The organism is Sinorhizobium meliloti (genome assembly GCF_017876815.1).
GTDB lineage: Bacteria > Pseudomonadota > Alphaproteobacteria > Rhizobiales > Rhizobiaceae > Sinorhizobium > Sinorhizobium meliloti.
Genome location: NZ_JAGIOS010000001.1, coordinates 1,760,876 through 1,772,995, shown reverse-complemented (window position 1 = coordinate 1,772,995; position 12,120 = coordinate 1,760,876). Strand labels below are relative to the sequence as shown.

The following is a 12,120-nucleotide window of genomic DNA, read 5'->3' as shown; positions in this document are numbered from 1 at the left end:
CTCGAAAAAGCATGGTTCGAAGATCGGCTCACGCCTTTATCCACGACCATTGCGTGACCGGCATGGCCGGCCGCCAGCCCGTCATGGCGCCGACGGGCGAGGCCCGGGCGATGTCGATGCGGATCAGCGAGCCGCCGAACTGCGCATGTCGGGCGAGCAGCACCGCTTCCATCTCCGTCGTCACGGCATTGGCCACGAGACGTCCGCCGGGCGCGAGCGCTGCAATCGCCGCCTCCATCACGCCGGGCTCGCTGCCGCCGCCGCCGATGAAGATCACGTCCGGCCGCGGAAGCCCTCGCAGCGCCTCCGGCGCCTGCCCTTCGACGACCACAAGCCCCGGAACGCCGAAGCGGACCGCATTGCGGCCGATCCGCGCAGCCCGTTCGGACGACGCCTCTACGGCGACGGCGCGCATCGCCGGATCGGCAAGCATCCATTCGATCGCGATCGAGCCTGATCCGGCGCCGATGTCCCAGAGGAGTTCGCCCTTGCGCGGCGCGAGTGCCGAGAGGGTCAGCGCCCGCACCTCCCGCTTGGTGATCTGGCCGTCGTGCTCGAAAAGCCGCTCGTCCAGGCCGTTCGCAAGCGTCAGAACGCGTGCATCGGCATCGGCCACCACCTCAAGCGCGCAGACGTTCAGCGCGTTGATTTCCTCCATCGCGAAGCCGGAAGCGAGGTGGCGGGAGACACGCTCGCCTGCGCCGCCGAGCGCCTCGAGAACCGTAAGCCGTGACTGACCGAATCCGCTTTCTGCAAGCAGCCCGGCAAGCGCCTTCGGCCCGCTCTCGTCCGAGGTCAGCGTCAGGACGCGCGCGCCCGGCTGAAGATGCGGCCTTATGAGATCGAGCGGACGGCCGTGCAGCGAAACGGTCGCGACCTCCTGCAGCGGCCAGCCGAGCCGGGAAGCCGCGAGGCTGAAGGCGGACGGCGCGGGGATGGTGCGCATTTCCGCGGCATCTACGCGGCGCGCCAGCGTGGCGCCGACGCCGTAAAGAAACGGATCGCCGGAGGCGAGCACAACGACGGGGCTGCCGCGACGGGCGACGATCGCCTCCACCGATCTTTCAAACGGGCTCTGCCAGATATGGCGTTCGCCACCGATCAGCGGCGCAGCGAGTTCCAAATGGCGGGCCCCGCCGAAGACGACGGGAGCGGCCTCAATGAGGCGCTTGGCCTCGTCGCCGAGACCGGCTACACCGTCTTCTCCGATACCGATCACGATGAGCCAGGGAGCGACGATGGCCGAGCCACTGTTCGACATGTCAGCCACGGGCAGACCTCGCATTCTGATCCTGGGCGGAACGACCGAGGCGCGGCAGCTCGCAGAGCGCCTGGTCTCCGAACCCCATTACGATACGGCGATCTCGCTTGCCGGCCGTACCGCCGATCCCCGCCCGCAGCCGCTTCCTACGCGCACCGGCGGCTTCGGCGGCGCCGAAGGGCTCGCCGTCTTCCTGCGCGAGCGAAACATCGCCCTGCTGATCGATGCGACGCACCCCTTCGCCGCCCGCATCTCGCTCAACGCAGCCGCAGCGGCTAAAATGACCGGAACGCCGCTCCTTGCGCTCCGCCGCCCCGCCTGGGCTGCAGAACCCGGCGATCGATGGACATGCGTCGGAAGCGTCGCGGAAGCGGTTCCCGCATTGGGCGAGGCGCCGCGCCGCGTCTTTCTGGCAATCGGCCGGCAGGAGGCTTTCCATTTCGAGAGGGCGCCGCAGCACAGCTACGTCGTGCGCAGCGTCGATCCGGTGATGCCGCCGCTCGATCTGCCGGATGTCACCGCCATCCTCGCCTCCGGCCCCTTTGCGCAGGCCGACGAAACAGAACTGCTCGAACGTCACGGGATCGACGTCATCGTCGCCAAGAACAGCGGCGGCGCGGCCACCTACGGCAAGATAGCGGCGGCGCGTCAGCTCGGGATCGAGGTGGTGATGGTCGAGCGCCACAAGCCTGCCGACGTTCAATCGGTCGGCGACTGTGACGAGGCGCTCGAACGCATCCGTCAATGGCTTTCTCCGGTGAAGGACCGCGGCGTGTAGACGAGGTCGTGCTTTCCCTCGCGGGCGATGATGCGCGTCTCCGGCGAACCGATGATCACGCAGGTCGCCATGTCGGCGCGGCCGGCGTCGGCCTCGCCGAGCGGCATGACCGCGATGCGCTCGTCGGGCCGCCCGGCGGCGCGGCCGAAGATCACCGGAACTTGGGCCGGCAGCACCTGCCGCAGTACCTCGAAGGCCTCGCCGAGCTGCCAGGGACGCGCCTTGCTGATCGGATTGTAGAGCGCGATGACGAGCCCCGCTTCGGCGGCAAGCCTCAACCGCCGGGTGATGACATCCCAGGGCTTCAGATTATCGGAAAGCGACATGGCGCAGAAATCGTGTCCGAGCGGTGCCCCGATCCGGGCTGCGACCGCGAGCATTGCGGTGACGCCGGGCGTGATCGTGAGATCGACCTCACGCCATTCCTGCGGCCCCTTGTCGATCGCCTCGCAGACGGCGGCCGCCATCGCGAAGATGCCGGGATCGCCGCCGGAGACGACGCAGACATCCGCCCCGGCTGCGGCGCGCGCGAGCGCTGCGTGGGCGCGGTCGAGCTCCTCGCGGTTGTCCGAAGCGATGCGCCGTTGATCAGCCCGAAGATGCAGTCGATCGAGATATGGGCCGTAGCCGAAGAACTCGGTAGCGACCGCAATCGCGTCTTCGGCCTCGGGGGTCATTTGTGCCGGATTGCCGGGGCCGGTGCCGACGATGAAGAGCTTTCCGGTCATGCCCTGCCCTCCGATCCGGGCCTGTCCTTCCAGCCTGGAACGAGCACCAGCGAGAAATAGGGCGCCTCGTCGTCCGGCTTCTCGCCGAGCGGAACCATCGCTGCATTCCTCATGGTGCCGCGCTCGACATAGACGGCCGCCTCGAGCCTGCCTGCCGCCGCCAGCGCCCGGCGGATCTTCGGCAGGTTTCGGCCGACCTTCATGATGACCGCGGCCTGCGTGTCGGCAAGGCGGCGCCGAAGCTCGCCCTCGCCCATCGTGCCGGGGAGAACCGAGAGCACGTCGTCGCCCTGCACCAGCGGCAGCCCCGCGAGCGACCAGCAGCCGGACATTGCGGTGATGCCCGGAATGACCTCGGCCGGGAAACGGCCGGCAAGCCGCACATGGAGGTGCATGTAGGAGCCGTAGAAAAGCGGATCGCCCTCGCTCAGCACCGCGACTGTCCGTCCGGCGAGAAGATGCGCGGCGACGGCCTCGGCCGAGGCGTCGTAGAAGTCGGTGATCTGGCGCTTATAGGCGTCATGATCCTTGTCGATCTCAGTCGTCACCGGGTAGTAGAGCGGCAATTCGGTCATGCCCGGCTTCAAAAGACCTTCGACCACCGCGCGGCCGTTGCCGTTGCGTCCGGCCTTGGCGAAATAGGCGACGACATCCGCTTCGCCGAGCGCCCGGACCGCCTTTACGGTCAGGAGTTCAGGATCGCCGGGACCCGTTCCGACGCCGATAAGCCGGCCTGATTCCACGCCGCTCACAGGCCCGGCCTCGCGAGAGAATTCAGTGCGGCGGCGGTCATCGCGCTGCCGCCGAGGCGGCCACGTACGATCGCAAAGGGAACGCCATAGGAATTTTCGGCGAGCGCGTCCTTCGATTCGGCCGCACCGACGAAACCGACCGGCATTCCGAGGATCGCCGCCGGCTTCGGGGCGCCGTCGCGCAGCATCTCGAGCAGATAGAACAGTGCGGTCGGCGCATTGCCGATCGCAACGACGGAGCCAGCCATCCGCTCACCCCAGAGCTTCAACGCCGCGGCGGAACGCGTATTGCCGATCTCGGTCGCAATCTCCGCGGTGCGCGGATCGCGGAGCGTGCAGATCACCTCGTTTCCGGCGGGCAGCCGGGCGCGGGTCACACCATGGGCGACCATTTCGGCGTCGCAGAGAATCGGCGCGCCGTCTTTCAGCGCCGCGCGCGCGGCGGAGACGAAGCCGGGCGAGAACACAAATTGGCGCACCGCCTCGACCGAGCCGCAGGCATGCACCATGCGTATGGCGAGATCGGCTTCCTCCTCCGAAAATCCGGAAAGGTCGGCTTCCGCGCGGATGATCGCGAAGGAACGCTCATAGATGGCGTTGCCATCGCGGATGTAATCGTAATCAGGCATTTCTATCCCTGTTCAAACGCGGCGGCGATGCGCGCGGTCCCGAGCCGTGTAAGACAGGACAGCGCCGATTCGCCAGCGTCTTTGTTTTCCCGCACGAGCGCGTTCAGCGCGCCGAACGCAGATCCTATTCCGTTTTCATCCCTGTAGGCACTCGGCGCGACGGAAGCAGTGCCATTTACGACAAGCGCATATCCTGATGGCGCACCGACGAGCGTCAGCGGCGACGCCGTGGGGCTGGCGCAACCCTTGGGACAGCCGGAGAGATGCACCGTCGCCGAACCGTCGAGGAGGTCCGGCGCAGCTTCCAGCAACAGCCTCGCCATCGCCTTTGTGTCCATCCGCGCCGAGGCGCAGGCGAGGCCCGCGCAGGTGGCTATGTGATTGCGCGGATCGCCGGAGGCGACCAGAAAGCCGTGCGCAGAGGCGAGCCGTTGCGCAACGGCCGCCGTTTCGCCCGAAAGACCGAGGACGAACAGACCGTGCGGGGGTGCCAAGCGTATCTCGTTTGCGCCGAGTTCCTCCGCCTGCCGGAGGAATGCGACGAGACTACCCGCATCGGTTTGCGCGAAGGCCAGCCCGATGCCAAGCACGGTGCCGGCGCCGCCGAAGTGGTGGATGCCCGCCGGTGGCGGCGAAAAAACGGGACCGTCCACGCGCGGCAGGGCATCGCCGGCAGCCGCGCGCTGCCGAAGAAGATCGGCATCGAGCTCGCGGGCGCGGGAAGCGGGACCGCGCGCAGTGAGATCTCCCAGGATTTCGAGAACCATCGGGACGATATCTTTCGATTCCAGGAGCGCGACGGGCTTTGCCGAACGCGCCGTCCCGCCGAGCGAAAACAGCCATCGCACGCCGCCCTCATGCGCGAGCGCAGAGACACGCAGGTCGGCGGTCAGGCTTCCCAGGTGGAAGCGGCCGCCTCCATCCACGACGATCGAAAGTTTCGGCGCAAGCCTGAGCGCCTCACCCGCGCCGGAGATCGCCACGCGCAGCGCGCGGGCGAGCGGGCGAGGATCGGCGATTTCGTCCGGGTCGAATCCGGCAAGCGGCGGCGTCTCGATCGCGACCCCTTCGGCAATGGCTATCTCCGCCGCCCCTATCGCTTCGGCGAGCGCCGGAACGCTTTCCGGCGTCAGGCCGCGTATCTGCAGGTTGCCGCGTGCGGTGACCTCAATGACCCCGCTGCCGCATCTCGCAGCCGCACCGGCAATCGCCCTCATCTCCGCCGGCGTCAGACCGTCGCCCGCCGGTCGCAGCCGCACGAGCAGGCCGTCCCCGGTCTGCATCGGCGCCGCCAGCGAGGGACAGCTCCCGCGGCGCATCGATGTGCCGGTCGCAGATCGGTCGGCTCGTGGAGCGGCGCAGCTTGTCATTCGTCTTCGGTGATCCTTCGGTGTCTCGGAGCCGTCACGGCAGGACTGATCGATCGAGCCTATATCACAGGCGGGCGCGTCGAGAGAGATCAAAGATCGGCGGCCAAGAGCACGGCAATGCCCGTTTACTCTTCGAAATCGGCGCCCTTGCGCAGCAGATAGATATCCATGATCCAGCCCATCCGCTCGCGCGCCGCGGCCCGCGCTTCGAGAATCTGCTCTTTCACCTCGGCGAGGCGCCCTGCAATGACGATCTCGTCGGGCGTGCCGAGATAGGCGCCCCAATAAATCTCGGCGTCCGGATCCTCGATCTTCCGGAACGCCTGCTCGCCGTCGAGCATGACGACGGCCGTCTCGTTCCTGTGCGGAAAACTTTCGGCGAGCCGCCGGCCGGTGGTGATTTCCACCGGCTTGCCGACGAGGTTCAACGGGATGCGATGGCTGGCACAGAGCGCCTGCAGGCTGGTAATGCCCGGAATGACGTCGTAGCCGAAGGTGACCCGGCCGCGCGTCTTCACGCGTTCGACGATGCGGATCGTGCTGTCATAAAGCATCGGATCGCCCCAGACGAGGAAGGCGCCGGTCTGCCCTTCCGCAAGCTCGCTCTCCAGCAGCGCCTCGTAGGCGGCGGCAATGCCCGCATGCCAGTCGTCCACGCTTTCCACGTAGCTGCGGCCTTCGGTGCGGCGGACGGGCACGGCGAATTCGACGGTGCGGCTGCCGGCCCGCGTCACGTAACGGGCGCATATCCCGCGGCGCAGCTCGGCGAGCTCGGTCTTCTTCTCCCCTTTGGTCGGGATGAAGAGCACATCAGCCCGGTTCAGCGCATTGATCGCCTGAACCGTCATGTGCTCGGGGTTGCCCGCACCGATACCGATGATCAGGATGTGTCGCATGCCGTCTCCCATCGCGCCACCCGCATAGCCGGGCCAGTCCTACCCGCATAGTCGGGCAGTCTTTGACGGATCGCCGCGGCGGGTGCAAGGCCCATTCGCGACGGCAAACGCTACGGCCGCGTCAGCAGTTCGGCGCCATCTGCCGCTCGACGGCCAAGGGGGGATCTTCCGGCAACCGCCAATCGATCGGATCCAACCCCTTGGACGTTAAAAACGCGTTCGCCTTGGAGAAATGCCGGCATCCGAAGAACCCCGCATGGGCCGATAAGGGTGACGGATGCGGTGCGGTGAGCACGAGGTGACGCGAACGATCGACAAAAGCGGCCTTGCGTTGTGCGTAAGAGCCCCAGAGCATGAAGACGACGGGCTGCGCCTGCTCGTTGACCGCCCGGATTACGGCGTCGGTGAAGCGCTCCCAGCCCCTGCCCTGGTGCGAGGCCGCGCGGCCACGCTCGACGGTCAGCACGCTGTTCAGAAGCAGCACGCCCTGGCGCGCCCAGCTTTCGAGGAAGCCGTGGCGCGCCGGCGGAATACCCAGGTCTTCCTGCAATTCCTTGTAGATGTTGACGAGTGAAGGGGGCGTGCGCACGCCCGGACGAACGCTGAAGCAGAGCCCATGCGCCTGCCCGTCGCCATGATAGGGATCCTGGCCGAGGATGACGACGCGTACCCTGTCGAGCGGGGTCAGATCGAGCGCACGGAAATATTCGACGCCCCTCGGAAAAATCTGCCGACCCTGCTGCTTCTCCTCCAGCAGGAACCGCTTGAGCTCGGCCATGTAACCGTGGCGGAATTCCCCGCCCAGAACGGCTTTCCAGCTTTCTTCCAGCCTGATCGTCGCGTCCATGTGGATCGTCCACCTCCTTGGGTCCCATTCCGGAATTTAGACGCCTGGGCGCCTATCGCAAGCGCTCGCGTAGTCTCCGCCCCATCGGTTCACCGATTTTGATTACGGCGCAACGGCCGCATTGTATTTCTACGAATATAGCGGTAACCAAAATACCGAAGCGTTATATCTTGGGAAATATCACGAACGGGGAGACTTGGGTGTGACAACGAGAAGAGACTGGCTCAAGGCCATATCACTGGCGCTCGGCGTGGTCCTGGCGGGAACGGCCTTTGCACCGGCCCAGGCGGCGGAGAAGGTCACCGTGTTCGCAGCGGCGAGCCTCAAGAATGCGCTCGATGCGATCAACGGCGAATGGCTCAAGCAGACCGGCAAGGAAGCGATCGTGTCCTATGCGGCGAGTTCGGCGCTGGCGAAACAGATCGAGCAGGGCGCGCCCGCCGATGTGTTCATCTCGGCCGATCTTGCCTGGATGGATTATCTCGCCGACAAGAAGCTGATCAAGGCCGACACGCGCTCCAACCTGCTCGGCAATCGCATCGTCCTCGTCTCCGGCAAGTCGGACGCCCCGGCTGTCGAGATCGAGCCGGGTCTCGACCTCGCCGGTCTTCTCGGCGACGGGCGATTGGCCATGGGAGCCGTGGATTCCGTCCCCGCCGGCAAGTATGGCAAGGCCGCGCTGGAAAAGCTTGGGCTGTGGCCGAACGTTGCCGGAAAGGTCGCCGGCGCCGAAAGCGTCCGCGCCGCCCTCCTCCTCGTGTCGCGTGGCGAGGCGCCCTACGGCATCGTCTACCGAACCGACGCCGCAGCCGATGCCAATGTGAAAGTGGTCGGCACCTTCCCCGAGGACAGCCACCCGCCAATCATCTACCCGGTCGCGATCACCGCGGACAGCAGGAATGCCGATGCCGCCGCCTACCTCGAATTCGTCCGCTCGCCGGAGGCGGCGGCGCTTTTCCAGGCCGAGGGCTTCACGGTTCTGGAATAGAAACTGGAGCGGGACGAGGAAAAGTGTGTGCGGTTTTCCGCCCGCATCCCGCGTCTCAATTTCTTGGAATCGATCACGCTCATGTTTTCAGGCCGACTCGACCTGAAAAAATGAACGTGATCTAGCGAATGATTGCACGACACGGCGCGTCAGGAACGGGAGTACGAGCTTGGACTGGATGGCATTGAGCGACGCGGAGTGGACGGCCGTCCGCCTGAGCCTGCGGGTCGCCACCGTAGCGATGCTTGCGAGCCTCCCGCCTGCGCTCCTCGTCTCGATGATACTTGCGCGCGGCCGCTTCTGGGGCAAGTCGCTCCTGAACGGCCTCGTCCATATGCCGCTGATCCTCCCGCCGGTAGTCACGGGCTTCGCTCTGCTGCTCCTTTTCGGCCGGCGCGGACCGGTCGGTGCATTTCTCGCGGAGAACTTCGGCCTGGTCTTTTCCTTCCGCTGGACGGGAGCGGCGCTCGCCTGCGCGGTAATGGGCTTCCCCTTCATGGTCCGCAGCATCCGGCTGTCGATCGAAGCAGTCGACCGCAAGCTCGAAGAGGCGGCGGGTACCCTCGGCGCGAGCCCCGCCTGGATCTTCCTGACGGTCACCTTGCCCCTGATCCTCCCCGGCATTCTCGCCGGCATGGTCCTTTCCTTCGCCAAGGCCATGGGCGAATTCGGCGCGACCATCACCTTCGTCTCCAATATTCCCGGCGAGACGCAGACGCTTTCCGCCGCGATCTATACCTTCACACAGGTGCCGGGCGGCGACGCCGGCGCGATGCGCCTTGCCGTGATCTCGGTCGTCATTTCGATGGCGGCGCTGATGCTTTCGGAAGCCATGGCTTCAGCAGCGGCGCGGCGGACGGTGGCGGCATGAGGCTCGAGGTCGAAGCGCGCCTTCGTCTCGGCTCCTTCGCGATCGACGCCGCCTTCGGCTCGGAGGGCGGGGTGACCGCTCTTTTCGGCCGCTCCGGCTCCGGCAAGACCTCGCTTGTCAACATCATCGCCGGCCTCCTCCGGCCCGATCAGGGCCGCGTCGTGCTCGACGGCGACACGATCGCCGACAGTGAGCGCCGGCTTTTCACCCCCGTCCACCGCCGCCGCTTTGCCTATGTGTTCCAGGAAGCCCGCCTCTTTCCGCATCTGAGCGTCCGCGGAAATCTTGCCTATGGCCGCTGGTTCGCAGGCGCGGCGCGGTCAGGGCCCGAATTCGGCAGGATCGTCGAAATGCTCGGCATCGGCCATTTGCTCGATCGCATGCCCTCGAAGCTCTCGGGCGGCGAGCGGCAGCGCGTCGCCATCGGCCGGGCGCTGCTCGCTTTCCCCCGCCTGCTCTTGATGGACGAGCCGCTCGCCGCGCTCGACGACGCCAGAAAGGCCGAAATCCTGCCCTATCTGGAGCGGCTGCGCGACGAGACGCGGATTCCGATCGTCTATGTCAGTCATTCGGTGGCTGAAGTGGCGCGGCTGGCGGAGCGCGTCGTCGTCATGGAAAACGGCCGGGTCAAGGCCTCCGGCAAAACGGCGGCCGTTCTGAACGAGCCGTTCCCGACATCCGGCCCCGGCCGGCGAGAAGCCGGCGCGTTGATCGAGGGCATCGTCGACAGTCATGACGAAGGCCACGAGCTGACTGTGGTACGCGCCGGAGACTGCCTGATCCGCGTGCCGCATCTCGTCGCCGAGCCCGGGCAGAGACTTCGCCTCTACATCGCGGCGCGCGACGTCATGCTGGCGACCCGCCGCCCGGAAGGCATCAGCGCCCTCAACGTGCTTCCGGGAACGATCGTCGGCCTCTCTTCGCCGCGGCAAGGAAGCATCGACGTGCGCGTAGACTGCGGCGGCAACGTCATTGCCGCGCGAGTCACGACCCTTTCCCGCGATGCGCTCGACCTGCGGCCGGGGAAGCAGGTGCACGCCGTCGTCAAGACCGTCGCGCTCGATTATTAGAGAAGCGAATGGTTAGAACGGCTTTCCAGCTGGCTCCTCTTGCGGAGCACCATTGCAGTCGCGCATGGCGTCCAGCCAATCGAGATCGTCCGCAATCGCCGCCTGTGCCTTGGCCTCCATCGCCCGGAAGCGCTCGATCAGCATCTCGCCGAAAGCGGTGAGGACGGCGCCGCCGCCCTGCTTGCCGCCACGCTGGGAGTCGACCGCCGGCTCCTTGAACATACGGTTCAAGGCGTCGACCAGTAGCCAGGCACGCCGGTAAGACATATCCATGGCCCGCCCGGCAGCGGAAATGGAGCCGGTCTCGCGGATGTGTTCCAAAAGCATGATCTTGCCGCGCCCGAGACGGTCGTCCGGCGGGAAGTCGATGCGGAGGATCGGGCGGAGGTCGGCTTCGGTGTCGCGCATGGAGCGAACATAAAGCCTCGCGCAGGAGACGGGAAGGCGCGACCGCTCAAAGACCATGCGGGAACTTCGGGCATGCGGGAACTGTGCATCGCCGCCCGAAACCGGCCGGGCAGGCTTGATCGAAGCCGACATTGGATGCAGCGATAGAAACAGCTGAACAAACCCAAGAGATGACCATGCCCGGCCCCGCTCTCGACCTCGTTGAAACCGATCCTTCGCTGCCCGGCAGTGCCGACGTCGTCATCATCGGCGGCGGTATCATCGGAGTGAGCACGGCGCTCTTTCTCGCCGAGCGCGGCGTGGAGGTCGTCCTCTGCGAGAAGGGCGTTCTCGGCGGCGAGCAATCGAGCCGCAACTGGGGCTGGGTTCGCGTCATGGGCCGCGATCGGCGCGAGATTCCCCTGGCGATGGAGGCGCTGAAAATCTGGGACACGCTCGATGCGCGTGTCGGCGGCGAGACCGGATTTCGCCGGAGCGGCATTCTCTATATTTCCGAAACGGAGCAGGACGTCGCCAACCGCGATGCCTGGCTCGCGATCGCGAAGCCGCATGGCGTCGACAGCCGCCAGCTCACCGCCGACGAGACCCGGGAGCGCATGGCCGGAGCGGCGATCCGCTACAAAGGCGCGCTCTATACGCCGAGCGATGGCCGAGCCGAGCCGCAGAAAGCGGTGCCCGCAATCGCGGCCGGAGCACGCCGCGCCGGCGCACGCATCGTGACCGGCTGTGCGGTGCGGGGGATCGAGAAGAGTGCGGGTCGGGTAAGCGCCGTCGTCACCGAAAAGGGCCGCATCGAAACGTCAACGGTGGTGCTTGCTGGCGGCGCCTGGTCGCGGCTCTTCTGCAAGGGCCTCGGCATTCGGCTGCCGCAGCTGAAGGTGCGCAACACCGTGCTCAGGACCGCTCCGGTCGAGGGCGGCCCGGACGGCGCAGGCGCAACGGCGACTTACGCCTATCGCAAACGCATCGACGGCGGCTACACGATCGCCACCGCGGGTGCCAATCTGCATCCGCTTGTGCCGGACACATTCGCATTCTTCCGCGATTTTCGCGCGGCGAGACGGGCCGAGGGCGAAGCCGTGCAGGCAGGCTTGAGCGCCCAGAGCTGGCGCGAGCTTTTCGAAATCGCATCCGTGCCCCTCGATCGGCCTGGCGCCTTCGAGCGCCACCGCATCCTCGATCCGCGGCCTGATCCGAAATCCGTGCTCATGGCATTCGAGGAAGCAAAAAAGGCCCTTCCGAAGCTCCGTACCGTCGAGCCGGTGCAGATCTGGGCCGGCCTGATCGATGTCACGCCGGACGTCGTGCCGGTCATTTCGCTCGCGCAAGAGCTGCCGGGCCTCGTTATCGCCACCGGCTTCTCCGGTCACGGCTTCGGCATCGGCCCCGGTGCCGGACATCTCGTCGCCGATCTCGTCACCGGAAACCCGCCGATCGTCGATCCCTCCGCGTTCCGCCTTTCTCGCTTTGCCGATGGCAGCCCGATAGAGATCGCGCCACCGGTCTGAGGGGCCGGTCGCCC

At 66.5% G+C, this 12,120-nt stretch carries 13 protein-coding genes; 5 read left to right on the top strand and 8 right to left on the bottom strand.

Going from position 1 to position 12,120, the window contains the following annotated elements:
• Positions 1–28: 28 nt before the first annotated feature.
• Entirely contained in the window at positions 29–1,261 is a 1,233-nt protein-coding gene (locus tag JOH52_RS08295; RefSeq protein WP_014526984.1) for a bifunctional cobalt-precorrin-7 (C(5))-methyltransferase/cobalt-precorrin-6B (C(15))-methyltransferase, read from the bottom strand.
• Between JOH52_RS08295 and JOH52_RS08290 the strand changes: the two genes are divergently transcribed.
• Positions 1,239–2,039, top strand: coding sequence for a cobalt-precorrin-6A reductase (locus JOH52_RS08290; protein WP_010970290.1), 801 nt, complete (start codon positions 1,239–1,241; stop codon positions 2,037–2,039). The genes JOH52_RS08295 and JOH52_RS08290 overlap by 23 nt on opposite strands.
• Here the strand turns inward: JOH52_RS08290 and JOH52_RS08285 are convergent.
• From JOH52_RS08285 to ung, 6 genes are all read right to left on the bottom strand, one after another.
• Positions 2,003–2,767 carry a precorrin-3B C(17)-methyltransferase gene (locus JOH52_RS08285; RefSeq protein WP_010970291.1) on the bottom strand — a complete coding sequence of 255 codons (765 nt, stop codon included), beginning with the start codon at positions 2,765–2,767 and terminating at the stop codon, positions 2,003–2,005. The two genes, JOH52_RS08290 and JOH52_RS08285, sit on opposite strands and share 37 nt — an antisense overlap.
• Positions 2,764–3,519 carry a precorrin-2 C(20)-methyltransferase gene (locus JOH52_RS08280; RefSeq protein ID WP_003528814.1) on the bottom strand — a complete coding sequence of 252 codons (756 nt, stop codon included), beginning with the start codon at positions 3,517–3,519 and terminating at the stop codon, positions 2,764–2,766. Before JOH52_RS08280 ends, JOH52_RS08285 begins: the two co-directional genes overlap by 4 nt.
• The gene (locus JOH52_RS08275; protein ID WP_003528811.1) at positions 3,516–4,148 is read right to left on the bottom strand and encodes a precorrin-8X methylmutase; all 633 of its coding nucleotides are present in this window, start codon (positions 4,146–4,148) and stop codon (positions 3,516–3,518) included. The genes JOH52_RS08280 and JOH52_RS08275 overlap by 4 nt, the downstream gene beginning before the upstream one ends.
• A gap of 2 nt (positions 4,149–4,150) precedes the next feature.
• Positions 4,151–5,518 carry a precorrin-3B synthase gene (gene cobG, locus JOH52_RS08270; RefSeq protein ID WP_010970292.1) on the bottom strand — a complete coding sequence of 456 codons (1,368 nt, stop codon included), beginning with the start codon at positions 5,516–5,518 and terminating at the stop codon, positions 4,151–4,153.
• A 125-nt stretch (positions 5,519–5,643) separates the two neighbouring features.
• Entirely contained in the window at positions 5,644–6,414 is a 771-nt protein-coding gene (gene cobF / locus JOH52_RS08265; RefSeq protein ID WP_003528807.1) for a precorrin-6A synthase (deacetylating), read from the bottom strand.
• A 121-nt stretch (positions 6,415–6,535) separates the two neighbouring features.
• A complete protein-coding gene (gene ung, locus JOH52_RS08260) occupies positions 6,536–7,261 on the bottom strand; it encodes a uracil-DNA glycosylase (protein ID WP_003528805.1) in 726 nt (241 codons plus the stop codon).
• Positions 7,262–7,463: 202 nt separating this feature from the next.
• On the opposite strand from ung, the gene modA reads away from it, so the two are divergent.
• From modA to modC, 3 genes are all read left to right on the top strand, one after another.
• Positions 7,464–8,249: a molybdate ABC transporter substrate-binding protein gene (gene modA / locus JOH52_RS08255; RefSeq protein ID WP_010970293.1), complete on the top strand. Its 786-nt coding sequence runs from the start codon at positions 7,464–7,466 to the stop codon at positions 8,247–8,249.
• A gap of 178 nt (positions 8,250–8,427) precedes the next feature.
• A complete protein-coding gene (modB, locus tag JOH52_RS08250; protein ID WP_013844869.1) occupies positions 8,428–9,120 on the top strand; it encodes a molybdate ABC transporter permease subunit in 693 nt (230 codons plus the stop codon).
• Positions 9,117–10,190 carry a molybdenum ABC transporter ATP-binding protein gene (gene modC, locus JOH52_RS08245; RefSeq protein ID WP_003528799.1) on the top strand — a complete coding sequence of 358 codons (1,074 nt, stop codon included), beginning with the start codon at positions 9,117–9,119 and terminating at the stop codon, positions 10,188–10,190. The genes modB and modC overlap by 4 nt, the downstream gene beginning before the upstream one ends.
• 12 nt (positions 10,191–10,202) lie before the next feature.
• Here modC and JOH52_RS08240 read toward each other — a convergent pair whose 3' ends face one another.
• Positions 10,203–10,598, bottom strand: a complete 396-nt coding sequence (locus JOH52_RS08240) for a winged helix-turn-helix domain-containing protein (RefSeq protein ID WP_014526986.1) — start codon at positions 10,596–10,598, stop codon at positions 10,203–10,205.
• 170 nt (positions 10,599–10,768) lie between these two features.
• Between JOH52_RS08240 and JOH52_RS08235 the strand changes: the two genes are divergently transcribed.
• Positions 10,769–12,106: an NAD(P)/FAD-dependent oxidoreductase gene (locus JOH52_RS08235; protein WP_014529920.1), complete on the top strand. Its 1,338-nt coding sequence runs from the start codon at positions 10,769–10,771 to the stop codon at positions 12,104–12,106.
• The last annotated feature ends 14 nt before the right edge of the window (positions 12,107–12,120 follow it).

Bases quoted from the DNA above. Each gene is read 5' to 3' on its own strand.
- JOH52_RS08290 (WP_010970290.1), top strand. From the start codon at position 1,239: ATGGCCGAGCCACTGTTCGACATGTCAGCCACGGGCAGACCTCGCATT.
- JOH52_RS08295 (WP_014526984.1), bottom strand. From the start codon at position 1,261: ATGTCGAACAGTGGCTCGGCCATCGTCGCTCCCTGGCTCATCGTGATC.
- JOH52_RS08285 (WP_010970291.1), bottom strand. From the start codon at position 2,767: ATGACCGGAAAGCTCTTCATCGTCGGCACCGGCCCCGGCAATCCGGCA.
- JOH52_RS08275 (WP_003528811.1), bottom strand. From the start codon at position 4,148: ATGCCTGATTACGATTACATCCGCGATGGCAACGCCATCTATGAGCGT.
- cobG (WP_010970292.1), bottom strand. From the start codon at position 5,518: ATGACAAGCTGCGCCGCTCCACGAGCCGACCGATCTGCGACCGGCACA.
- cobF (WP_003528807.1), bottom strand. From the start codon at position 6,414: ATGCGACACATCCTGATCATCGGTATCGGTGCGGGCAACCCCGAGCAC.
- ung (WP_003528805.1), bottom strand. From the start codon at position 7,261: ATGGACGCGACGATCAGGCTGGAAGAAAGCTGGAAAGCCGTTCTGGGC.
- modB (WP_013844869.1), top strand. From the start codon at position 8,428: ATGGCATTGAGCGACGCGGAGTGGACGGCCGTCCGCCTGAGCCTGCGG.
- modC (WP_003528799.1), top strand. From the start codon at position 9,117: ATGAGGCTCGAGGTCGAAGCGCGCCTTCGTCTCGGCTCCTTCGCGATC.
- JOH52_RS08240 (WP_014526986.1), bottom strand. From the start codon at position 10,598: ATGCGCGACACCGAAGCCGACCTCCGCCCGATCCTCCGCATCGACTTC.
- JOH52_RS08235 (WP_014529920.1), top strand. From the start codon at position 10,769: ATGACCATGCCCGGCCCCGCTCTCGACCTCGTTGAAACCGATCCTTCG.